The organism is Streptomyces sp. NPDC104814 (assembly GCF_055583185.1).
On sequence record NZ_JBVJOL010000006.1, the window covers coordinates 407,796 to 429,290 of the forward strand.

The window sequence follows — 21,495 nt, forward strand, 5'->3', positions numbered from 1 at the left end:
GGCGCGTAGGCTCACGGCGTGGTGGATACGACGTCTCTGATCCGAGCTGTTGATCACTTCGCCGATCGGTTGCGGGCAGCACCGCAGTCCCGTCTGCAACGAGGAGCCGCCGCGGAGGCGCTGGCGCTGGCCAGGGAGCTGGCCCGGTGGGCGCAGACGGTCGAGTCGCCGGGGGAGGAACCGCGGGAGATGCCCGACGCGGGGATGTTCGCGGCAGCCGATCAGGTGACCGTCGCCGGGCGCGATCTGGCGGTGGTGCTCGGCTCTCGGGCCGACGTGGAGCGGGCGGTGCGGCTGGTGGAGGAGGCGCAGAAGAGGGCGGGGATCTGAGCCCGCCCTCGTGGGTGTTGTGTGCGGCCTCGCGTCACAGGCTCGCTATGACCCGGTCCGCCAGGATGTAGACGTTGTCCTCGCCGCAGGCGAACGTCAGGGTGTACGCGCCCGAGATGCCGGAGCCGCCGAGCAGGTACGGGGTGTCGCCGGCGCGCAGGGCGGCCGCCAGACGGTCCGCGGTCTCGCGGTGGCCCGGGGTCATGCACAGCGTGGTGCCGTCGGCGAAGACGTAGACGTCGAGCGTGCCGAGCGGGCCGGGGCGGACGTCGGTCAGCTGGACGCGGTCCGCGGACAGTTCCTCCAGGACGGCCACGGTGCGCTCATGGTCGTTGACGACCGGTGACTGCATCGGCACGAAGTCCGGGTGGGACGGGTGACGGCGGCGGGCCGCGGCCAGTTCCGGGGACTCGCCGGGGGTACCTCCCTGGACGAAGTCCTTGGGGGAGAACTCGTCGGCCTCCGGGCCGTGCTCGGTCACCGGCTCGAGACCGACGAAGTCCACCTGGCGGGGCAGAAACAGCTCGCTGTCGGCCAGGCCCAGCAGGGAGGGTGCGTCGGAGGCGTCGCGGGCCTCCTGCGCCGCCCAGAACGCCCGCGCCTCGGCGAGTTCGCGCTCGCGCTCCTCGGCGAGGGCGTCGGCCACGGCGGCGCGTATCTCTTCCGCGTCGGCCGCGGCGCGGGCGGCGGGCAGCAGCCCGTGGGTCGCGGAGTGGTTCCCGGTCAGCTGTGTGTGCAGGGCCGTCACCTGCCGGCGCAGCAGCACGAGGGTGCGCAGGACGGCGAGGCCCACGGCGCCCGTGGCGGCCGTGGTGACCAGCAACGCGATCGGCATGGCGCTCACTGACGTACTCCCAGGTTCAAAGTCGACCCCCGACTTCCTACATCAGCTTGAAGGGTGGACCATCAAGTTGTCAGTGCGTAACGTCACGAAACGGACAGGGGGTTGTGCCGTCGGTGGCGGGTGTGACCACGATGACCTGCTGCTTTCCCCTGGCGGAGGGATATAGGTCACATCATGGGGGAGATTGGATCACAAAACGGCCCGGAGCCGCGTGAGTTCGCGGACTCCGGGCCATGGGCTCACACAAGGTGTCCCGCCGGTTACACAGGGCTCAGCTGAGGCGCTCGATCACCATCGCCATGCCCTGGCCGCCGCCGACGCACATCGTCTCCAGGCCGAACTGCTTGTCGTGCCACTGCAGGGAGTTGATGAGCGTGCCGGTGATGCGGGCGCCGGTCATGCCGAAGGGGTGGCCGACGGCGATGGCGCCGCCGTTGACGTTCAGCTTGTCCAGGTCGATGCCGAGGTCCTGGTAGGAGGGGATCACCTGGGCGGCGAACGCCTCGTTGATCTCGACCAGGTCGATGTCGCCGATGCTCAGACCGGCGCGCCGCAGCGCCTGCTTGCTCGCCTCGACCGGGCCGAGGCCCATGATCTCCGGGGACAGACCGGAGACGCCGGTGGAGACGATCCGGGCGAGCGGGGTCAGGCCCAGCTCGCGGGCCTTGGTGTCCGACATGATGACGAGCGCGGCGGCGCCGTCGTTCAGCGGGCAGCAGTTGGCTGCGGTGACGAGGCCGTCGGGGCGGAAGACCGGCTTCAGGCCCTGGACGCCCTCCAGGGTGACGCCGGCGCGGGGGCCGTCGTCCTTGGAGACGACCGTGCCGTCGGGGAGCGTGACCGGGGTGATCTCCCGCTCCCAGAAGCCGTTCTTGATGGCTTCCTCGGCGAGGTTCTGCGAGCGGACGCCGAACTCGTCCATCTCCTGGCGGCTGATGCCCTTGAGACGGGCGAGGTTCTCGGCGGTCTGGCCCATCGCGATGTACGCGTCGGGCAGCAGGCCGTCCTCACGCGGGTCGTGCCAGGTGGTGCCCTCCTGCTGGGCGACCTCGGCGGTGCGGGCCTCGGCCTCGGCGAACAGCGGGTTGTGCGTGTCCGGGAGGCTGTCGGAGTTGCCCTTGGTGAACCGGGAGACCGTCTCGACACCGGCCGAGATGAAGACGTCGCCCTCGCCGGCCTTGATGGCGTGCAGCGCCATGCGGGAGGTCTGCAGGGAGGAGGAGCAGTAGCGGGTGACCGTGCAGCCGGGCAGGTGGTCCATGCCCATCTGCACGGCGACGATACGGCCGAGGTTGTTGCCCTGCTCGCCGCCGGGCAGGCCGCAGCCGAGCATGAGGTCGTCGATGTCCTTGGGGTCCAGCTCGGGGACCTTGGCGAGGGCCGCCTGGATGATGGTGGCGGTCAGGTCGTCCGGGCGCAGGTCCTTCAGGGAGCCCTTGAAGGCGCGGCCGATGGGGGAGCGGGCGGTCGAGACGATGACGGCTTCGGGCATCACGGCTCCATGGGCTTGCGGGGATCGGGCGGACTTCCTGGGAAGTTACCTCTCCGTAGGGGTCAGGTCACGGGCGCCGTGGTGTGACCTTGACCGCAACTTTCTAAGCGCTTGCTTTTTGTCTGCCGACGGCTCCCTTGGCGGGGTGCGTGGGGCGACGGTGCGTTGTCTGCTGCGGGTCGGTGGGTGGCTGGTCGCGTAGTTCCCCGCGCCCCTGGGTGGGCCGCAGTGCCCTGCGTCTCGAGCCGCGGGCACCTCGTCACGCCGGGCTGCGTGACCCGCGCACCGCGCTACCGGGTACCCCGTCACGGGGTCCAGGCGCACCTGCGGCCTACGGCGACGGGGTCGCGGGCTGCGGCTCCGTTTCCGGGACCCGGCGCCTGCGCCGGCGCTTCAGCAGGGCCCAGGGGCCCCGGGCCGCCGCCACCTCCGTGCCGGCCTCCGACGCCGCCTCCGCGGCCGCCTTCGCCACCGGCAGGAAGCCCTCGCGGCGGCTCACGTCCGGCCGCTCCTCGTCCGCCGGCCACAGGCCCAGCGTCGCGCAGACCGTCGGCAGCACCGCCATCGCCGCCGTCGCATAGCCCTCGGCGGAGGGGTGGTAGCTGTCCGGGCCGAACAGCTCACGCGGGTTCGCCGCGAACTCCGGGCCCAGCAGATCGCCCAGCGAGACGGTACGGCCGCCCTGCTCCACCACCCCGATCGTCTGCGCCGCCGCCAGCTGCCGCGAGGCACGCCGGGCCAGCCAGCGCAGCGGCTGCTGCACCGGCTCGATGGTGCCGAGGTCCGGGCACGTGCCGACCACCACCTCCGCGCCGGCGGTGCGCAGCCGCCGTACCGCCGACGCCAGGTGGCGTACCGAGCGGGTCGGCGGCATCCGATGGGTGACGTCGTTCGCGCCGACCATGATCACGCAGATGTCGGGCACCAGGGCGGGGTCCGCCAGGGCGACGCCCACCTGGCGGTCCAGGTCGTCGGAGCGGGCGCCGGGCAGGGCGACGTTGCGCAGCTGCACCGGGCGCTCGGCGACCGCGGCGAGCCCGGACGCCAGCAGCGCGCCCGGTGTCTGCCCGGCCCGGTGGACGCCCTGCCCGGCGGCGGTGGAGTCGCCCAGCATCAGCAGCCGCAGCGGGGGTTCACCCGGGGTGTCGTAGGACAGGCCGTACAGGCCCTCGGCGTTCGGCACGTGGTTGGTGGTGCCGTTGCTCACCTGGCGGCGGGCCATCTGGGCCTCGGCGACCAGCAGACCGACCAGGGCCGCGCCCGCCAGTCCGATGCCCCCACCGCCGTAGGCGGCGCCCGCCGCGATGCGACGGGCCACCCGCGCCCTCGACATGCTCGTCATGCGTCGCCGCCACCTCCTCGAAGCGCCCTCACCCACTCCTTGCCCCGTACGGACCGTTGCCCAATCTCCACCAGGAGTGAACGCCCGTCATGGACGCGCGCCAGGCCATAGGCCCTGTCGCCGGATTCCCGCCTGCCGTGCGGTGTCCGGCACGCACGCTCGCCGCGTTGCCGGACCGCCCAAGTGGCTCCGCCACGAGGGCGCCCCGGCGCCTTGCGATCGCACGCACCAGACACCGCACGGCCCGCCCTCCGGCCGGACGGCGGGAATCCGGCGACAGGGCCTAGGCTGGCCGGACACCACGACCACATCTTTTGCAGCATCCGGAGACAACGGTGCAATTCCACGACTCGATGATCAGCCTCGTCGGCAACACCCCGCTGGTGCGGCTCAACAGCGTGACCAAGGGCATCAAGGCGACCGTCCTTGCCAAGGTGGAGTACTTCAACCCGGGCGGGTCGGTGAAGGACCGCATCGCCCTGCGCATGATCGAGGCGGCCGAACAGAGCGGAGAGCTCAAGCCGGGCGGCACGATCGTCGAGCCGACCAGCGGCAACACGGGCGTCGGGCTCGCCATCGTGGCCCAGCAGAAGGGCTACAAGTGCATCTTCGTGTGCCCCGACAAGGTGAGCACCGACAAGATCAACGTGCTGCGGGCCTACGGCGCGGAGGTCGTGGTCTGCCCGACCGCCGTGGCGCCGGAGCACCCCGACTCCTACTACAACGTCTCCGACCGCCTCGTGCGCGAGACGCCGGGAGCCTGGAAGCCCGACCAGTACTCCAACCCCAACAACCCGCTCTCCCACTACCACTCCACCGGCCCCGAGCTGTGGGAGCAGACGGAGGGGAAGATCACCCACTTCGTGGCGGGCGTCGGCACCGGCGGCACCATCTCCGGGACCGGGCGCTACCTGAAGGAGGCCAGCGACGGCCGGGTGAAGGTCGTCGGAGCCGACCCCGAGGGGTCCGTCTACTCCGGCGGCTCGGGCCGGCCGTACCTCGTCGAGGGCGTCGGTGAGGACTTCTGGCCGACCGCCTACGACCGTGACGTCGCCGACGAGATCGTCGCCGTGTCCGACAAGGACTCCTTCCAGATGACCCGCCGCCTCGCCAAGGAGGAGGGCCTGCTCGTCGGCGGTTCCTGCGGCATGGCGGTCGTCGCGGCGCTGGAGGTGGCCGCACGGCTCACCGAGGACGACGTCGTCGTCGTCCTGCTGCCGGACAGCGGCCGCGGCTACCTCAGCAAGATCTTCAACGACGAGTGGATGGCCGACTACGGCTTCCTGGAGGACGAGGGGCCGAGCGCCCGCGTCGCCGACGTGCTCAACGACAAGGAGCACGGCGCCATCCCGTCCCTGGTGCACATGCACCCCGAGGAGACCGTCGGGCAGGCCATCGAGGTGCTGCGCGAGTACGGCGTCTCGCAGATGCCGGTGGTCAAGCCGGGCGCCGGTCACCCGGACGTGATGGCCGCCGAGGTCGTCGGCTCCGTCGTCGAACGCGAGCTGCTGGACGCCCTGTTCAGCAAGCGGGCCTCGCTGGAGGACCCGCTGGAGAAGCACATGTCGGCGCCGCTGCCGCAGGTCGGCTCCGGCGAGCCCGTCGGGGACCTGATGAGCGTGCTCGGCAAGGCCGACGCGGCGATCGTCCTCGTCGAGGGCAAGCCGACCGGGGTCGTCTCCCGGCAGGACCTGCTGGCCTTCCTCGCCAAGGGCTGAACCCCGTCAAGGGCTGACCCTCGCCAAGGGCTGAACGGGACGGTGAACCCCGGGTGAACCGCCGGCGACGGCGGCGAACCCGGGGTGACCTGGGCCGATCGGGCTGTCGCGGAAGTGGTACGCGGGTGTCACGTCCGCGCAGCACCGGCTTAACACGCGCCCGGCACAGTGGGGGGTGTCGGCAAGGAGGAAACGGGAGCGGCTCCCCGTCCCCCCACCGGCGTGAAACGGCGTCACGGACCTCCGGAGCGGCTCCCGGACCTCCACGGACGCCACGGACGCAGGAGTCCGGCCCTGACCCGGCCCGCGTCCCCGCGCGGGGACCGCCGTCGTCCCGCCCCCCGGCAACGGGGGTGCGGCGGTCCCCGCGCACAACTTCCCCCGCCGCGTGCCCCTTTCGCCGTGTACGGCGCTTGTGTCCCCACGTGTCCCGCGCCGGATGTTTCCGTCCCCGCGCATGACGTTTTCGGAACGGATCCGCGACTCTTCCGTGCCCTTTCCCCGGCCGTCGGTGTCAGCGCCGGGTGAGAGGATCACCGGCATGGCCCTTCCCCAGCCCGACGACCTCGCCACGCTCGTCCTGCGCACCGACTTCACCGACGACACCGCCTGGGACGCCCTGTGCACGGCGCTCGACTCCGCCGACGGAGCGAGCCGTGTCAGCGACCCCCGGTTCTCCGGGGCGAGCGTCCAGGCGCTGCTCGACGAGGAGCTGGCCGCCGCGGAGGACGAGCGGATCTGCGAGGTGTTCCTCGCCGACGCCACCACCCTCACCGACCCCGAACTGCCGCTGCTCGCCGTCGACCTCTACGACGAGCCGGGCCGCACCTTCCGGGTCCCGGTGCGCTGGTATCCGGAGATCGCCGCCAACCTCTCGATCGCCAACCTCGACTTCGCCGACTACGCCGACGCGGCCGACCCCTCAGGCACGTTCCGTGGCTTCGGGGACGGCTGAGACCCAACTGCCCAGCAGAGCCAGGCGCTGCGCGGTCTCCGAGCCCGGCTCGGGCGTGTAGACGACGACCGTCAGGTCCGGGTCCGTGGGCAGGGCCAGCGTCTCGTACGGCAGGGTGAGCAGTCCCGTGACCGGGTGGTGGACCTTCTTCACGCCCCACGCGCACTCCGCGACCTCGTGATCGGCCCACAGGCGGCGGAAGTCCTCGCTTCTGAGGGAGAGTTCGCCGACCAGCGCGCACAGCTCGGGGTCGTCCGCGTGCAGACCGGCGCTCAGCCGCAGATGCGCCACGGTCTGCGCGGCGACCGCGTGCCACTCCGGGTACAGCTCCCGGGCGGCCGGGTCGAGGAACACCTGACGCGGCACGCAGCGCTCCCCGGGCGCCATGCGGCTGAAGCCGTTCAGCGCGTCCGCCAGGGCGTTCCAGGCCAGGACCTCCATCCGCTGGTTCAGCACGAAGGCGGGGCTGCGTTCCATGGCGTCCAGCACCAGTTGCACACCACGGCGCACGGGGGGCGTGGCCGGGCGGGCGGCGGCGCGACGGGAGCGTGGGCGGGCCACCGTACGCAGATAGGCGTGCTCGGTCTCGTCCAGCCGCAGCACCCGCGCGACGGCGTCGAGCACCGCGTCGCTGACGGCGCTGCCGCGGCCCTGTTCGAGGCGGATGTAGTAGTCGACGCTCACCCCGGCGAGCTGCGCCACCTCCTCGCGGCGCAGCCCGGGCACGCGGCGCCGGCCGTGCGGCGGCAGCCCCACCTCCTCGGGCTGGATGCGGGCGCGGCGTGAGCGCAGGAAGTCGCCGATGTCAGCGGTGGTCCGGTCCCCGTTCATGGCGCCGATCCTAGGCGCGCGCGGGGGCCGGGAACCTGGTACTGGCAGACCCAGGAAAAGCGCAGCCCTGGGTGCGGCGGGCGCGGGCCGCCACAGTGATCACGTGCCGCCGGGGAGACGCCCCGGCCGGCGGATCACGAGGAGCACCGTATGTCGTACGAGAACCTCTCCGGCCGTACCGCCGTCGTCACCGGCGCGGCCAGCGGGATCGGGCAGGCCGTGGCCGTGCTGCTGGCCGCCCGGGGCGCGCGGGTCGCGCTGCTGGCCCGGCGCGGGGACCGGCTGGAGACGGTCGTGGAGAAGATCCGCGCCGACGGCGGCGAAGCCCTCGCCGTCGTCGCCGACGTCACCGACGAGGAGTCCGTGACGCGTGCCGCCGACGCCGTGCGCGCCGCCTTCGGCCGTGTCGACCTGGTCGTGAACAACGCCGGCGTCATGCTGCCCGGGCCCGTCCACGAGGGCCGGATCGACGAGTGGCAGCGCATGCTCGACACCAATGTCACCGGGGTGCTGCGGGTGATCCGCGCCTTCACCGCCGACCTGGTCGCCGCGGCCACCGAGGGCGGCACCGCGGACCTGGTGAACATCTCCTCCATCGGCGCGCACATCCCGTTCCCCGACTACGCCGTCTACGGCGCCACCAAGGCCGCGGTCACCTATCTCTCGCAGTCCCTGCGCACCGAGTTCGGGCCGCGCGACGTGCGGGTGACCAACATCGAGCCGGGGCTGACGGAGACCGAGCTGAAGACGCACGTGAGCAACGAGGAGCTGGCCACGCAGCTGGACGGCATGTTCGAGGCGCTCGGCGGCCTGGCGGCCGAGGAGATCGCCGATGTCGTCGCCTACGTCACCAGCCGCGCCCGGCACGTCAACCTGCGCCAGATCGTGGTGCTGCCGACCCGCCAGGCGTGAGCGGGCAGCGGGTTCGCTACTCCTGCCAGTCGGAGTCCCGCTCGGCACGGCGGCGGCCGAACAGGGCGGCGTTCGAGCGGGCGGCCTGCACGAAGTTGACCCCCACGACGCCCGCCCACGAGACGACCAGGCCGCTCAGCCCGGCCTGGGTCGCCGCGATCGCGGACAGCGGGATGGCGAGCACCAGGGAGATGATCCCGAAGCCGAACCGCTCCGCCCAGGAGTCCGCCGCCGGCGCGGACCGGGCGCCGCGCGCCTGCGCCATCTGCTGCTCGGCGAGCTGCCGGCGCACCCGGCGGTCCACGGCCGCGTCGACGCGCTGGTCGACCTTCTCCAGGAAGGAGTCGACCAGCGCCGACTCGTACTCCTCACCCAGCTCCCTGCGGGCGTGCAGGGTGGCGTCGAGTTCCTTCTTCAGTTCCGAGTCGTGGGTGTCCATCGCCGTCTCCCGTCCCGTGGTCCGGCGTCCACGCTAGGGAGTGCGGGCCTCCTGCGCACGGGGGACAACCCCCGTCTTGCTGCGGGGGCCGGCCGGACGCCGGGAGATCAGCAGGAAGAGCACGGCGGGTACGACGAGGCCGACGATCCAGGAGATGTCGGCGCCGCCGAGCGGCTCGACCAGCGGGCCGGTGTAGAAGCCGGTGGCCAGGAACGGCAGCTGCGCCACCAGTCCCACCCCGTAGACCGCGAGGGTGCCCCAGCGCCAGGCGCCGTAGCGGCCGTGCGGGTCGAACAGGGCGGGGATGTCGTAGCGCTCACGGGAGACCAGGTAGTAGTCGGCGAGGTTGATCGCCGACCATGGGGTGAAGAAGGTCAGCAGGAACAGCAGGAAGTCCTTGAACGAGGTCAGGAAGCTGTCCTTGCCGGCCAGGGCGACCGCGGTGCCCGCCACCATGATCAGCGCGATGTAGGCGGCCCGGCCGCGCCGCGACAGCACGGCCCGGCCGCTGAAGCCGCTGACGCTGGTCACCATCGACATGAAGCCGCCGTAGGTGTTGAGCACGTTGATGGTGAGCTTGCCGAGCGCGATGACGAAGTAGAAGAAGGAGGCCACGAGTCCGGTGCCGCCGAGCGCGACGACATAGCCGACCTGGCTGTCCAGGAACTTCCCGCCCGCCGTCGCCGCGACCAGCACCCCGAACGTCATCGACCACTGGCTGCCCAGCGCCGAGCCGGACAGCGTCCACCAGAAGGTGGCCTTGGCGGAGGTGGTGCGCGGCAGATAACGGGAGTAGTCCGCGACGTACGGGCCGAACGCCAGCTGCCAGGACGCCGACAGGGACATCGCCAGCAGGAACATCGGCAGCGAGAAGTGCGCGTCGTGCAGCAGGGCCGTCAGGTCGGCCCGGTCCAGCAGCCGGATGCCGAGGTAGACGAAGGCGAGCGCGCAGATCGTGCTCGCGATCCGGCCGAGCGTGTGGATGACCCGGTAGCCGACGGTCGCCATGACGGCGGTGACCAGGGCGAACACGATGATGCCGGTGGTGTCGCCGGTGTGCGTCAGCTCGCCCACCGCCTGCCCGGCGAGCACGCTGCCGGACGCGAAGAAGCCGACGTACATCACGATCACCAGCAGCAGCGGGACCACCGCTCCGCGCACCCCGAACTGGGCGCGGGACTGGATCATCTGCGGCAGGCCCAGCTTGGGTCCCTGCGCGGAGTGCAGTGCCATCACGGCGCCGCCGAGCAGGTTGCCGAGCACCAGGCCCACCAGCGACCAGACCACGTCGCCGCCGAAGACGACGGCCAGGGCACCGGTGACGACGGCGGTGATCTGCAGATTGGCGCCGAGCCAGAGCGTGAACTGGCTGAAGGCCGTGCCGTGCCGCTCCTCGTCGGGTACGACGTCGATGGAGCGCAGTTCGACGAGTTGAGCCATGCGTACTCCCCGGTCGGGCTGTATAACCGTATGCAGGGTTCACGTAGACTGAATAAATTGTCAATGCCTCGGCGCTGTACTCTCCCGGGGCGGTGAGGACCAACCGAAGGGGGAGCACGTCATGAGCGCGACCGACAGCCCGGCGAGCCGGTTGCAGGCCCTCTTCGAAGGGCACCGGCTCACGCCGACCCAGCGGCGCATCGCGCACAGCATGGTCCGCCGCGCCGCCGACGTGCCCTTCCTGTCCAGCGTGGAACTGGCCGAGCTGGCCGGGGTCAGCCAGCCGTCCGTGACCCGCTTCGCCGTCGCCCTCGGCTTCGACGGCTACCCGGCGCTGCGCCGCCATCTGCGCGAGGTCGTCCCCGCCGAACCGGCCGCGGACTCCTCGTCGTACAACGAGTACCAGCAGGCCGTCGAGGCCGAGATCGAGAACCTCCGGCACCTCGCCGACCTGCTCGCCGACCCGCGTCCCGTGCAGAAGGCCGGCCGGATCCTCGCCGCGTCCCGGCCGCTGCCGGTGCTGGGCCTGCGCGCGGCCGCCTCCCAGGCATACGGCTTCGCCTACTTCGCGGCCAAGGTCCACCCGGACGTCCGGCTGCTCAACGAGGGCGGCACGATGATCCACGACCGTGTCGACGCGGCCGTGCGCGCCGGCGCCACGGCCCTGCTGTGCTTCGCGCTGCCCCGCCATCCCCGCGAGGTCGTCGAATCCCTGGACTACGCCAGGGAGGCCGGACTGACCGTGGTCACGGTCGCCGACTCCGCCTTCGCGCCGGTCGCCAAGGTCTCCGACCTGCTGCTGCCGGCCGCCGTCGGCACCGGGCTCGCCTTCGACACCGCCTGCGCGCCGATGCTGCTCGGGCGGGTGCTGCTGGAGGCGATGGCCGACGAACTCCCCGACGCGCAGGCCCGCCTGGAGGACTTCGACGTCAAGGCCGCGGCGCGCGGGCTGTTCGTGGAGTGAGGGCCGAGGACCTCCGGCGTTCTCAGATTCGTCTCACGTTCTGCCGCTAGCTTTTCCCCCGGCGTGATGGACACGTGACACGGGAGGCTGACGTGGCGCGCGGAGGACAGGGACTCGCCCGGGTCGCCGTCGTCGTACGGGCGGGAGCGGCACCGCTGGGCTGGCTCGGACTGATCGCGGCCGGGCTCGGGGCGGTGCCTCAGGGACTGACCGGCCGCCGGATCGGGGTGTTCGCGGGGGCGGCGCTGTATCTGCTCGCCGCGGCGGCGGTGGCGCTCGCCCGCCGCGGGCGGTACGCCGCCCTCGCCCGTGGGGCCGCCCGCGCGGGCAAGTACGACATCCTGCAGGACCGTGCGGTGACCGTGCGTGCCTGGCGCCGGGGGCACCGCTGGTGGCTGCTGCTCGCCTTCGCCTTCGCTCTCGGCTCCGCGTTCGCCGTGCCGGTGGCCGGCGGGCTGCTGCTCGCCGGATGCGGCATGGGGCTGTGGCTGAAGGCCGCCTGGCTCGGGCGGCGGGAGCGTGCCGGGGACGCGCTGCTGTGGGTGCGCGTCGACTGGCTCGACCGGCGCGGCGGCCGGCCGGCCGGCCCGGCGGTCCGGGCCTGGCGCGGCACGGGCATCGCGGCCGGCGACGCGGCCCCGGGCGGGGCCCGCCGCCGTCCCGCGGCGCTGGTCTGACCGAGCGGGCCTCAGACCTCCAGTTCCTGCTCGATCTTCTTCAGCTGGTGGCGGGCCATCGCCAGGTTGGCCCGCTTGGCGTCCAGGACCAGGTAGAGGAAGAGGCCGTTGCCGCTGCGGCCGCTCAGCAGGCGGATCAGGTGGTACTGGTCGGAGAGCGTGATCAGGATGTCCTCGATCTCGGTCTTCAGGCCGAGCATCTCCATGGTGCGCATCTTCGCGCGGATCACGTCGGTGTTGCCGGCGGCGGCGACGTTGAGGTCGAACGTCTTGCTGCCGCCCATCGTGCCCAGCGCCATACCGCTGGTGTAGTCGACGAGGGCGACGCCGGTCGCGCCTTCGATCGAGGCGAGGGCTTCCTTCAGCGCGGTCTCAGTGGTGGCCATGACGGTGGTTACCTCTCAGCTTTCGGTGGTGGCGCGCGGGTTGACCGCCCGGACGGGCAGCGGGCGCGCGGTTTCCTGGGGTGGGATCGTGGGGCGGGCGGGGGCCTGGGCCAGCGCCTCGTGGGCGTCGACCAGTTCGCCGACGCGCGCGCCGGCGCGGCGGCCCTCCAGATGCAGCCGGCCGACGTTGACGCGGTCCTCGGTGAGCAGGGTCAGCACGGCCGTACGGCCCGCCGCGTAGGTCGCGACGTAGCCCTGCGCGCCGCGGATCAGCAGTTCGCGGAACTCGCCCCGGCCGGTGGCGTCGGTCATCCGGATCGCGACCGCCAGCGTGGTGGCGGTGAGCGCGGACAGCCCGTCGGGTTCGACGCCGGGTGCGTCGTGGGCGAGGACCAGGCCGTCGCGGCCGGCGGCGATCGCGCCGGTCAGTTGGGGGAGGCGGGCGCGCAGCCGGTGGAGCTCGGCGAGGATCTCTGGCTCGGCCGCCATCAGGTGTCTCCTCTCGGTCGGTGCGTCGGTGGTGGGCTCTGCACGGGGGCGTGGCCGGTCAAAGGGCCTGAAGCGCATCCCTGACCCTCTTCAGCAAGGCGATGTGGGGATCGAAGTCGTCGGGCAGGACGGCCGGCGGCGGCGCGGCCGCGGACGGCGGGTCCGGGGGCGGCGTCGCGAGCAGCCCCGCGGCGGCCAGCCGGCGCACCTCCACCAGCGTGGGGAAGGCCCGCCGCCCCAGCGCGAGCGCGATGTCCGGGGCCGTACGCACCCCGTCGACCAGGGCCAGTACGGCCGCCTGCCGGGCGGTGACCGCCGGTGCCGCGACCGGGTCGGTGCGCACCAGTGGCGCGCTGTCGGTCATCGGGTCCGGCCACAGCCGGTGCAGCAGCGCCCGCCGGCGCAGCACCTCCCGCTCCACGACGGCGACCGGCACCGCGGGCAGCACGTCACCGGGCCGTGCGCCGCCTTCGCGGGCCGGGACGTCGGCCCACGCGTTGGGGCGTGCGCCGGCCTCCGTGTCGGCCGGCTGCCCGAACACCGGACCGGCCCACGTTCCGGCGTGCGCGCCGGCCCGGGTGTCGGCCGGCGCATCGGCCCACGTGCCGGTCCGTGCGTCGGCCCGGGGGTCGGTCCGCGTTTCGGTGCGCGCGTCGGCCCCCGTGCCGGCCTGCGCACCGGCCCACGTGCCGGTCCGTGCGTCGGCACCGTAGTGGAAGCGGCCCGGGCTGCTGCTCGGGGCGAGGGCGAAGTAGGCGGCGTCGTACAGCGTCTGGAGGTGGCAGATCTCCATTCCGGCCCAGGACAGATGCCCGGCGTCCACGAGCAGCCGCGCGGTGCCCGCCGGGTCGCCCGCCACGCCGGCCGCCGCCCACCACTGCTCGGCGCTGAGCGCGCCCTGCGCGGTGAGCAGCGCGCCCGGGCCCGGCGCGTACGGGCTCTCGGCGTGCGCCACCGCGCCGTCGGCGAGGTGCAGGGTGCCGCCCTCGCGGACCAGGACGCCGGTGGCGCGCTCCGCGGCGAGCCGGGTCAGCATCGGGGACACCCCGCCCGCGGGCTCGCGCAGTGCCTTGTCCCGGACCGGCAGCGGGGGAGGGGCCTCGACCACGGTCATCCCAGCACCAGCCGGCCGGCCATCTCGCCCAGCCGGATGCGGGCCAGGGCGAGATTGCCGTCGGCGCGGCCCAGCCACAGGTGCAGCACGGCGCCGCTGTCGAAGGGCGCCGGGACGAATCGCAGCAGGTGGTAGCCGTCCCGGTTGCTGACGATCACGTCCTCCACCGGCGGGTCGGCGTCGTCCGGCCCGCCGCCGGAGGTGTCCGCGGCGGCGAAGGCCGGTTGTTCGGCGGCCAGCCGGGCCAGCTCCGCCACCTCCGCGGCCGCGGCCTCGGGGTCGCCGCCGGGGAACTCCCCGACCACGCCCAGCGCCAGTCCGCTGGTCCAGTCGACCAGGGCCGCACCGCGCGCGCCGGGCAGCCGCATGGCCTCCAGCAAGCACTCGTCGATTCCGGGCACGTCGCTCCCCTCCGCCTGGCATCCGGGCGAGTGACGACGACACTACGCACCGTACGGAGGGCCGGTGAGCGTTCTGGCATTTTCCAGCGGAACATGCGGAGCGCGGACTAGTGTGGGTCAACTGAGCGTATGTTCGGCCCGGTTGACCCGTTCGAGGGAGGGGTGTTCAGCCGCGCCCGGAAGCATGCAAGGTGGTGAGCGCCCCGGCGTGCGCCCCGCCGGACTCGGCGACGATCTCGGCGAGCGTCTGCGGCTCCCGCACGACCGCGAAGGCCACGCCTCCCTTGCTGTCCGGCGCGAAGCCGTAGATGCCGGGCCGTGCCAGGGAGTTGTAGGCGTAGTGGTGCGCGAAGTAGTACGCGCCCGTGTCGAGCGCCGCCGCGTGATCGCCCTGCTCCAGCAGGGGCAGCGCCTGCTCGCGGGCCAGCAGGTCCCCCGCGAAACACGCCGGTCCCGCCACGTCCTGCACGACGGCCGGACCCTCCTTCGGCCGGCCCTTCGCGTCGTACGCGGCGATCCTGAGCGGCCAGGCGCCCGGCGCGTACACCGTGCGCGTGGCCACCTGCACGCCCGCGTGCGTCACCGCCACCGGCCGCCCGCCCGCGCTCTTGGCGTACTCCACCCGCGCCACCACCGTGCCGTGCTTGGCCAGCAGCGACCGGCCGAACTCGGTGACCAGCCCGTACCGCCCGTCGAACAGCCCCGGCACGGCCTCGGCCAGCAGCCGCGCGTACTCCGCGTAGGTCGGCGTCACCGCGTCGGAGGCGAAGTTCACCGGCAGCCCCCCGCCGATGTCCAGGGTGTCGATCTGCCGCCGCCCGGCCCGCTCGTTGATCTCCTCGGCGAGCGCGTAGGTCTCGGCCACCCCCTGTGCCATCAGCGTCAGCGGGATGCCCTGCGATCCGGTGTGCGCGTGCAGCCGGGTCAGCCACGGCCGCTCCAGATACGCCCGCACCACCCACGCGCGGGCACCCTCGTCGCGCAGCGCGACCCCGAACTTCGAGGTGGCCGTCGCGGTCGACAGAGCCTCGATGGAACCACCGCCGACCTGCGGGTTCACCCGGATGCCGAGCGGTGAGCGGGTGGAGGCGGACCGCATCAGGGCGTCCAGGCGGTCCAGCTCCTGCGGGTTGTCGGCGTTGACCGCGACGCCCAGGGCCAGTGCCTCGCGCAGCTCGGCCGGTGTCTTGGCCGGCGAGTCCAGCACCGTCGCCGTGGCCGGCACCCCGGCCGCGCGGGCCAGCGCCAGCTCGCCCGGGCTCGCCACCTCCGCGCCGATGCCCTCCTCCCACAGCAGCCGCAGCACGGGCACCAGCGGGGTCGCCTTCACCGCGAAGGCGTGCAGCACCGGTGTCCCCGGCGCGGCCACCGCCTCGAACGCCGCCCGCAGCGCGGCCGCCGACCGGCGGATCCCGGTGACGTCGAGCAGCCCGACGAGCGGCGCGTCCGGGCCCAGCAGCCCCTGCTCCACAGCGGCGCGCACCGCCTCGTCCCGCCGCGCCCCGCGCTCCCGAGCGCCGGTGTCGATGTCGGTGTCGATGTCGTGGTCCACGGATCGCCCCTCCTGTCGTCCCGCTGTCTCTTCCCGCCGTGCCCGCCTTGCCTGCTTCCAGCCAAACACCCGCGGCGCGCGGACGCGGCCGCTCCACGGTGTTGACTAGTTCTATTCAGAAAGCGAGGATGTGAATAGTCGTAGTACCAGCAGGAGGCAGACCATGTCGGGACCCCGCCCCGTACGAGCACCGCGCGGCACCGAGCTGAGCGCGCAGGGCTGGCAGCAGGAAGCCGCCCTGCGCATGCTGCAGAACAACCTCGACCCCGAGGTCGCCGAGCACCCCGACAAGCTCGTCGTCTACGGCGGCACCGGCAAGGCCGCCCGTGACTGGCGCTCCTTCGACGCGATGGTGCGCACCCTGCAGGGCCTCAAGGCCGACGAGACCATGCTGGTCCAGTCCGGCCGCCCGGTCGGCGTCATGCAGACCCACGAGTGGGCCCCGCGCGTCCTCATCGCCAACTCCAACCTCGTCGGCGACTGGGCCAACTGGGAGGAGTTCCGCCGCCTGGAGCAGCTCGGCCTGACCATGTACGGCCAGATGACCGCCGGGTCCTGGATCTACATCGGCACCCAGGGCATCCTCCAGGGCACCTACGAGACCTTCGCCGCGGTCGCCGCGAAGAAGTTCGGCGGCACCCTCGCCGGGACCATCACCCTCACCGCCGGCCTCGGCGGCATGGGCGGCGCCCAGCCGCTGGCCGTGACGATGAACGACGGCGTGGCGATCTGCATCGACTGCGACCCGCGCGCCATCGACCGCCGTATCGAGCACCGCTACCTCGACGTGCGCGCCGACTCCCTCGACCACGCCCTCCAGCTCGCCACCGAGGCCCGCGACCAGCGCAAGCCGCTGTCCATCGGCGTCCTCGGCAACGCCGCCGAGCTGGTCCCGCAGCTGCTCGCGATGGGCGCCCCCATCGACATCGTCACCGACCAGACCTCCGCCCACGACCCGCTGGCTTACCTTCCCGTCGGCATCGACTTCGAGGACATGGCCGACGCCGCCGCCAAGGACCCGGCCGGCTTCACCACCCGCGCCCGCGAGTCCATGGCGAAGCACGTCGAGGCGATGGTCGGCTTCATGGACGCAGGCGCCGAGGTCTTCGACTACGGCAACTCCATCCGCGGCGAGGCGCAGCTCGCCGGCTACGACCGCGCCTTCGCCTTCCCCGGCTTCGTCCCCGCCTACATCCGCCCCCTCTTCTGCGAGGGCAAGGGCCCCTTCCGCTGGGCCGCCCTGTCCGGCGACCCGGCCGACATCGCCAGGACCGACAGGGCGATCCTCGACCTCTTCCCGGAGAACGAGTCCCTGGCCCGCTGGATCAAGATGGCCGGCGAGCGCGTCCACTTCCAGGGCCTGCCCGCCCGTATCTGCTGGCTCGGCTACGGCGAGCGCGACAAGGCCGGCGAGCGTTTCAACGACATGGTCGCCTCCGGTGAGCTGGCCGCGCCGATCGTCATCGGCCGCGACCACCTCGACTGCGGCTCCGTCGCCTCCCCCTACCGGGAGACCGAGGCCATGCTCGACGGCTCCGACGCCATCGCCGACTGGCCGCTGCTCAACGCCATGGTCAACGTGGCTTCCGGCGCTTCCTGGGTGTCGCTGCACCACGGCGGCGGCGTCGGCATGGGCCGCTCCATCCACGCCGGTCAGGTCACCGTCGCCGACGGCACCCCGCTCGCCGGGGAGAAGATCCGCCGCGTCCTGACCAACGACCCCGGCATGGGCGTCATCCGCCACGTCGACGCCGGCTACGACATCGCCGAGTCCGTCGCCGTCGAGCGCGGCGTGCGGGTGCCGATGCGTGAGGGTGACGGGGCGTGAGCTTCCACAGCATGTGGGCGGAGTTGCTGCCGATCGGCCGTGACTCCGCCTCCGGCGGCTACCGGCGCTACGCCTGGACCGGCGCCGACGCCGACTGCCGGGCCTGGTTCCGGCAGCAGGCGGAGTCCCGCGGGCTGACCTACGAGGTCGACCGCAACGGCAACCAGTGGGCCTGGCTCGGCGACCCCGACGCCGGGGACGCCGTCGTCACCGGCTCCCACCTGGACTCCGTCCCCGACGGCGGCGCCTTCGACGGCCCCCTCGGCGTGGTGTCCTCCTTCGCCGCCCTGGACGAACTGCGCGAGCGGGGAGCGCAGTTCACCAAGCCCCTCGCCCTGGTCAACTTCGGCGACGAGGAGGGCGCCCGCTTCGGGCTCGCCTGCGTCGGCTCCCGGCTCACCGCCGGACAGCTCACCCGCGAGCAGGCCCACCGCCTCACCGACGGCGACGGCGTCACCCTGGCGAAGGCCATGGAAGCCGCCGGCCACGACCCCGACGCCATCGGCGCGGACCCCGAGCGGCTCGCCCGCATCGGCGCCTTCGTGGAACTGCACGTCGAGCAGGGCCGCGCCCTCGACCTCACCGGGGACGCCGTGGGCGTGGCCAGCGCCATCTGGCCGCACGGCCGCTGGCGGTTCGACTTCCGCGGCGAGGCCAACCACGCGGGCACCACCCGGCTCGTGGACCGCCGCGACCCGATGCTGCCGTACGCCCAGACCGTCCTCGCCGCCCGCCGCGAGGCCGAACTCGCCGGTGCCGTCGCCACCTTCGGCAAGATCGCCGTGGAGCCGAACGGCGTCAACGCCATTCCCTCCCTGGTGCGCGGCTGGCTCGACTCCCGCGCCGCCGGCCAGGACACCCTCGACACCGTCCTCGCCGGCATCGAGAAGGCCGCCCGGGAGTACGCCGACGCCCACGGCGTCGACCTCGACGTGGTCCGTGAGTCCTTCACGCCCGTCGTCGAGTTCGACCACGCCCTGCGCGACGAACTCGCCCGCCTCCTCGGCCACGACGGCGAGCTGACCGTGCCCGTCCTCGGCACGGGCGCGGGACACGACGCCGGGATTCTGTCCGGGAGCATCCCGACCGCCATGCTGTTCGTACGCAACCCCACGGGCGTCTCGCACTCCCCGGCCGAGTCCGCCGCCGAGGACGACTGCGTGGCCGGGGTGCACGCCCTCGCCGACGTACTGGAAGGACTGGCCTGCCGGTGACCCACGGGACGTACTGGCTGGAACACGCCTGGCTCGACACGAACGTCGAGCCGGGCGTCGCCCTCGACACCGCCGACGGCCGCATCACCGCCGTCCGCACCGGCGTCGCCACCCCGCCGCCCGGCGCCGAGATCCTGCGCGGGCTGACCCTGCCCGGACTGGCCAACGCGCACAGCCACGCCTTCCACCGCGCCCTGCGCGGCACCGTCCAGGTCGGCTCCGGCACCTTCTGGACCTGGCGCGAGGTGATGTACTCCGTCGCCGACCGGCTCACCCCCGACACCTACCACGCCCTCGCTCGCGCCGTGTACGCCGAGATGGCGCTGGCCGGCATCACGGCCGTCGGCGAGTTCCACTACGTCCACCACGCCCCCGGCGGCACCCCCTACGCCGACCCCAACGCCATGGGCGAGGCACTGATCGCGGCCGCCGCCGAGGCCGGCATCCGCATCACCCTCCTGGACACCTGCTATCTGTCCGCAGGCTTCGGCGCCGCCCCCAGCGCCCACCAGCTGCGCTTCTCCGACGGCACCGCCGCGGCCTGGGCCGAACGCTCTTCACTTCTCAAGGAACACGATCACGCACGGATCGGAGCGGCGATCCACTCGGTGCGGGCCGTACCCGCAGACCAGTTGGCGACCGTCGCCGCCTGGGCCGAACAGCGGCGGGCCCCGCTGCACGTGCACCTCTCCGAGCAGACCGCCGAGAACGACGCCTGCCTGCAGGCGCACGGCCGTACCCCCACCCGGCTCCTCGCCGACCACGGTGTGCTCGGCCCGCGCACCACCGGCGTGCACAACACCCACCTCACCGACGAGGACATCGCGCTGCTCGGCGGCTCCGGCACCGGCACCTGCATGTGCCCCACCACCGAACGCGACCTGGCCGACGGCATCGGACCCGCCGTCGCCCTGCAACGCGCCGGCTCCCCGCTGTCCCTCGGCTCCGACAGCCACGCCGTCGTCGACCTGCTCGAAGAGGCCCGCGCGATGGAGCTGAACGAACGGCTGCGCACCCGCACCCGCGGCCACTGGACCGCCGCCGCCCTGCTGCGCGCCGCCACCGCCGACGGCCACGCCGCGCTCGGCTGGAGCGACGCGGGTACGCTCGCCCCCGGCGCCCTCGCCGACTTCACGACGATCGCGCTGGACTCGGTCAGGACAGCGGGACCGCTGCCACGCCTCGGCGCCGAGACGGCCGTATTCGCGGCGACCGCAGCGGACGTACGGCACACGGTCGTGGGCGGCCGGCACGTCGTACGCGACGGTCACCACTCACTCCTGCCGGACGTGCCCCAGGCACTCGCGAGCGCCGTCGACGCCCTGCGCGGCTGACCCGGCCGACCCCCATCCAGGCCCACCACGAGGACACCATGAGCACCGTCATCAGCAACATCGCCGCGCTGGTCACCAACGACCCCTCCCTCGGTGACGGCTCCCCCCTCGGTCTGATCCAGGACGCGGCCGTCGTCGTCGACGGCGACCGCGTCGCCTGGATCGGTACATCAAGCAAAGCACCCGCCACTGACAACCGGGTCGACGCCGGCGGCCGGGCGGTCATCCCGGGCTTCGTCGACTCCCACTCCCACCTGGTCTTCGCGGGCGACCGCACCCAGGAGTTCAACGCCCGTATGTCCGGCCGCTCGTACAGCGCCGGCGGCATCCGCACCACCGTCGCGGCCACCCGCGCCGCGAGCGACGCGGAACTCGAGGCCAACCTCACCCGTTACCTCGACGAGGCCCTGCGCCAGGGCACCACGACCTTCGAGACCAAGTCCGGCTACGGCCTGACCGTCCAGGACGAGGCCCGCGCCCTGCGCATCGCCGCGCGCCACACCGACGAGGTCACCTACCTCGGCGCGCACATCGTCTCCCCGGACTACGCCGAGGACCCGGCCGCCTACGTCGACCTGGTCACCGGCGCGATGCTGGACGCCTGCGCGCCGCACGCCCGCTGGATCGACGTGTTCTGCGAGAAGGGCGCCTTCGACGGCGACCAGGCCCGCGCGATCCTCACCGCCGGCAAGGCCAAGGGGCTGCTCCCGCGCATCCACGCCAACCAGCTCTCCTTCGGCCCCGGCATCCAGCTCGCCGTCGAACTCGACGCGGCCAGCGCCGACCACTGCACCCACCTCACGGACGCCGACGTCGACGCCCTCGCGAACAGCTCCACGGTCGCCACCCTGCTGCCCGGCGCCGAGTTCTCCACCCGCGCCCAGTGGCCGGACGCCCGCCGTCTGCTCGACGCCGGCGCCACCGTCGCCCTGTCCACGGACTGCAACCCGGGCTCGTCCTTCACCTCCTCGGTGCCCTTCTGCATCGCCCTCGCCGTCCGGGACATGGGCATGACCCCCGACGAGGCGCTCTGGTCGGCCACCGCGGGCGGCGCGGCGGCCCTGCGCCGCGAGGACATCGGCCGCCTCACCCCCGGCGCCTACGCCGACCTGGCCGTCCTCGACGCCCCCAGCCATGTCCACCTGGCGTACCGTCCGGGTGTCCCGCTGGTCACGGAGGTCTGGCGCCGCGGGACGCGCGTGGCCTGAACCGGCCGTCACGTCAGAACGGGCC

At 73.0% G+C, this 21,495-nt stretch carries 21 protein-coding genes; 10 read left to right on the plus strand and 11 right to left on the minus strand.

The genetic code is table 11. The annotated features are described in order from the left end of the window. Window positions 1–18 precede the first annotated feature (18 nt). A complete protein-coding gene (locus tag ACZ64A_RS22490) occupies window positions 19–330 on the plus strand; it encodes a hypothetical protein (protein ID WP_469812490.1) in 312 nt (103 codons plus the stop codon). A gap of 34 nt (window positions 331–364) precedes the next feature. On the opposite strand, the gene ACZ64A_RS22495 is transcribed toward ACZ64A_RS22490, so the two are convergent. The 3 genes from ACZ64A_RS22495 to ACZ64A_RS22505 form a co-directional block, all read right to left on the minus strand. Further along, complete coding sequence (locus ACZ64A_RS22495) at window positions 365–1,174, minus strand: hypothetical protein (RefSeq protein WP_469812491.1); 810 nt, start codon at window positions 1,172–1,174, stop codon at window positions 365–367. A gap of 271 nt (window positions 1,175–1,445) precedes the next feature. After that, window positions 1,446–2,666, minus strand: coding sequence for an acetyl-CoA C-acetyltransferase (locus ACZ64A_RS22500; RefSeq protein ID WP_469812492.1), 1,221 nt, complete (start codon window positions 2,664–2,666; stop codon window positions 1,446–1,448). A 331-nt stretch (window positions 2,667–2,997) separates the two neighbouring features. Further along, window positions 2,998–4,008: an SGNH/GDSL hydrolase family protein gene (locus ACZ64A_RS22505; RefSeq protein WP_469812494.1), complete on the minus strand. Its 1,011-nt coding sequence runs from the start codon at window positions 4,006–4,008 to the stop codon at window positions 2,998–3,000. A 335-nt stretch (window positions 4,009–4,343) separates the two neighbouring features. Here ACZ64A_RS22505 and ACZ64A_RS22510 point away from each other — a divergent pair, with 335 nt between their 5' ends. Then, entirely contained in the window at window positions 4,344–5,726 is a 1,383-nt protein-coding gene (locus ACZ64A_RS22510; RefSeq protein WP_469812495.1) for a cystathionine beta-synthase, read from the plus strand. Window positions 5,727–6,267: 541 nt separating this feature from the next. Continuing rightward, a complete protein-coding gene (locus tag ACZ64A_RS22515) occupies window positions 6,268–6,681 on the plus strand; it encodes a DUF6924 domain-containing protein (RefSeq protein WP_469812496.1) in 414 nt (137 codons plus the stop codon). Here the strand turns inward: ACZ64A_RS22515 and ACZ64A_RS22520 are convergent. Next, a complete protein-coding gene (locus ACZ64A_RS22520) occupies window positions 6,649–7,512 on the minus strand; it encodes a helix-turn-helix transcriptional regulator (protein WP_469812498.1) in 864 nt (287 codons plus the stop codon). The two genes, ACZ64A_RS22515 and ACZ64A_RS22520, sit on opposite strands and share 33 nt — an antisense overlap. Before the next feature lie 150 nt (window positions 7,513–7,662). Here ACZ64A_RS22520 and ACZ64A_RS22525 point away from each other — a divergent pair, with 150 nt between their 5' ends. Then, entirely contained in the window at window positions 7,663–8,424 is a 762-nt protein-coding gene (locus ACZ64A_RS22525; RefSeq protein ID WP_469812500.1) for an SDR family oxidoreductase, read from the plus strand. Window positions 8,425–8,440: 16 nt separating this feature from the next. Here the strand turns inward: ACZ64A_RS22525 and ACZ64A_RS22530 are convergent, their stop codons facing one another. Beyond that, window positions 8,441–8,863: a hypothetical protein gene (locus ACZ64A_RS22530; RefSeq protein WP_469812501.1), complete on the minus strand. Its 423-nt coding sequence runs from the start codon at window positions 8,861–8,863 to the stop codon at window positions 8,441–8,443. A gap of 33 nt (window positions 8,864–8,896) precedes the next feature. Continuing rightward, window positions 8,897–10,303 (minus strand): purine-cytosine permease family protein, encoded by a 1,407-nt coding sequence (locus tag ACZ64A_RS22535; RefSeq protein ID WP_469812503.1) that lies wholly within the window; start codon window positions 10,301–10,303, stop codon window positions 8,897–8,899. Between the two features lie 121 nt (window positions 10,304–10,424). Between ACZ64A_RS22535 and ACZ64A_RS22540 the strand changes: the two genes are divergently transcribed. Continuing rightward, entirely contained in the window at window positions 10,425–11,267 is an 843-nt protein-coding gene (locus ACZ64A_RS22540) for a MurR/RpiR family transcriptional regulator (protein WP_469812504.1), read from the plus strand. A 92-nt stretch (window positions 11,268–11,359) separates the two neighbouring features. Next, window positions 11,360–11,944, plus strand: a complete 585-nt coding sequence (locus ACZ64A_RS22545) for a hypothetical protein (RefSeq protein WP_469812505.1) — start codon at window positions 11,360–11,362, stop codon at window positions 11,942–11,944. An 11-nt stretch (window positions 11,945–11,955) separates the two neighbouring features. On the opposite strand, the gene ACZ64A_RS22550 is transcribed toward ACZ64A_RS22545, so the two are convergent. From ACZ64A_RS22550 to ACZ64A_RS22570, 5 genes are all read right to left on the minus strand, one after another. Then, window positions 11,956–12,330, minus strand: a complete 375-nt coding sequence (locus ACZ64A_RS22550) for a roadblock/LC7 domain-containing protein (protein WP_361628584.1) — start codon at window positions 12,328–12,330, stop codon at window positions 11,956–11,958. Between the two features lie 15 nt (window positions 12,331–12,345). After that, window positions 12,346–12,819, minus strand: coding sequence for a roadblock/LC7 domain-containing protein (locus ACZ64A_RS22555; protein ID WP_469812506.1), 474 nt, complete (start codon window positions 12,817–12,819; stop codon window positions 12,346–12,348). A 58-nt stretch (window positions 12,820–12,877) separates the two neighbouring features. After that, complete coding sequence (locus tag ACZ64A_RS22560; RefSeq protein WP_469812507.1) at window positions 12,878–13,933, minus strand: hypothetical protein; 1,056 nt, start codon at window positions 13,931–13,933, stop codon at window positions 12,878–12,880. Beyond that, entirely contained in the window at window positions 13,930–14,334 is a 405-nt protein-coding gene (locus tag ACZ64A_RS22565; protein ID WP_469812509.1) for a hypothetical protein, read from the minus strand. Before ACZ64A_RS22565 ends, ACZ64A_RS22560 begins: the two co-directional genes overlap by 4 nt. A gap of 166 nt (window positions 14,335–14,500) precedes the next feature. After that, on the minus strand, window positions 14,501–15,886 hold the full coding sequence (locus ACZ64A_RS22570) for a type III PLP-dependent enzyme domain-containing protein (protein ID WP_469812510.1): 1,386 nt from the start codon (window positions 15,884–15,886) through the stop codon (window positions 14,501–14,503). Window positions 15,887–16,049: 163 nt separating this feature from the next. On the opposite strand from ACZ64A_RS22570, the gene hutU reads away from it, so the two are divergent. The 4 genes from hutU to hutI are packed head-to-tail and all read left to right on the plus strand — an operon-like array spanning window position 16,050 to window position 21,470. Further along, entirely contained in the window at window positions 16,050–17,714 is a 1,665-nt protein-coding gene (hutU, locus tag ACZ64A_RS22575; protein ID WP_469812512.1) for a urocanate hydratase, read from the plus strand. Then, window positions 17,711–18,928, plus strand: a complete 1,218-nt coding sequence (locus tag ACZ64A_RS22580) for an allantoate amidohydrolase (protein ID WP_469812513.1) — start codon at window positions 17,711–17,713, stop codon at window positions 18,926–18,928. The genes hutU and ACZ64A_RS22580 overlap by 4 nt, the downstream gene beginning before the upstream one ends. Next, window positions 18,925–20,262, plus strand: coding sequence for a formimidoylglutamate deiminase (locus ACZ64A_RS22585; protein WP_469812515.1), 1,338 nt, complete (start codon window positions 18,925–18,927; stop codon window positions 20,260–20,262). The genes ACZ64A_RS22580 and ACZ64A_RS22585 overlap by 4 nt, the downstream gene beginning before the upstream one ends. A 38-nt stretch (window positions 20,263–20,300) precedes the next feature. Beyond that, complete coding sequence (gene hutI / locus ACZ64A_RS22590) at window positions 20,301–21,470, plus strand: imidazolonepropionase (protein WP_469812517.1); 1,170 nt, start codon at window positions 20,301–20,303, stop codon at window positions 21,468–21,470. Window positions 21,471–21,495 lie beyond the last annotated feature (25 nt).